Here is a 1,035-nt window from a genome sequence, read left to right as displayed (position 1 = left end):
CTGATGTAACATCTAAATTTGATATCACAGTAGCTAACGGAGTAATCACAGCAACTCTTAAAGACGGCTTTACTAAGTCTCTAGGAGATGCAGAAAATACTCAGGTCATCGACACTACTAAATTTGAATTTGGACGTTACTACAAGTTCGACATCCCAACAACAGTGAAAGCTGATGTTGCAGGTGGCGTAGACATCGAAAATACGGCATCACAAGTAGTAAACTACTACAACCCAGTAAGCAAGACTGTTGAAAAACCAAACAAACCAACTGAAAAACGTGTGAATAGTGTTCCAGTTGAAGTAGAGTTCAACTTCACTAAGAAACTTGAAGGTCGTGAACTTAAAGCTAACGAATTCAGCTTCGTACTTAAAGATTCTGAAGGTAAGACTCTTGAAACTGTAAGCAACGATGCATCTGGTAACGTTAAGTTCAAAGCTCTTGAATTCAAGAAGGGTGAAGAAGGTGTTCACAACTTTACAGTTGAAGAGGTTAAAGGAACTGACGGAACTGTAACATACGATACTATGAAAGCAAATGTCACAGTAACAGTATCACACGACGGAACAGCTAAAGTTCTTGTGGCTACTGTAGGCGACATCGCAGACAAAGAGTTCAACAATACAGTAACACCACCAGAAACTCCAGAATTCAACCCAGAGAAATACGTTCTAAACGAAAAAGAATTTGACCTAACAGGAACTTCATTATTAGATGATGATAAAGAATTAGCAGACAAGTATGCAGATACAAATGCAAACCCATATGCTGATAAAGCTGATAACAATGAAGCTCAAAACATTAACACTAAATCAGTTAAACCAGGTCAAAAACTAGTTTACCAAGTATGGTTAGATACAACTAAATTTGATGCAAACAACAAAGACAACATCCAATCTGTAGGAATCTCAGATGACTATGATGAGGCTAAAGTTGATGTTGATGCTTCAGCAATCAAAGCTTACGATGGTAAAACTGGTGCTGATGTAACATCTAAATTTGATATCACAGTAGCTAACGGAGTAATCACAGCAA

General features: G+C 37.6%; 1 protein-coding gene. It reads left to right on the top strand.

Annotated features, from left to right (window positions below):
• A partial coding sequence (locus AX663_RS01355; RefSeq protein ID WP_331708965.1) for an SspB-related isopeptide-forming adhesin occupies window positions 1–1,035 on the top strand: 1,035 nt, incomplete at both ends.

Origin of the sequence: Streptococcus sp. CCH8-H5 (assembly GCF_001556505.1) — a bacterium.
GTDB lineage: Bacteria > Bacillota > Bacilli > Lactobacillales > Streptococcaceae > Streptococcus.
Note: the sequence above shows the minus strand (reverse complement) of the source record. Positions and strands in the feature narration are given on the sequence as shown.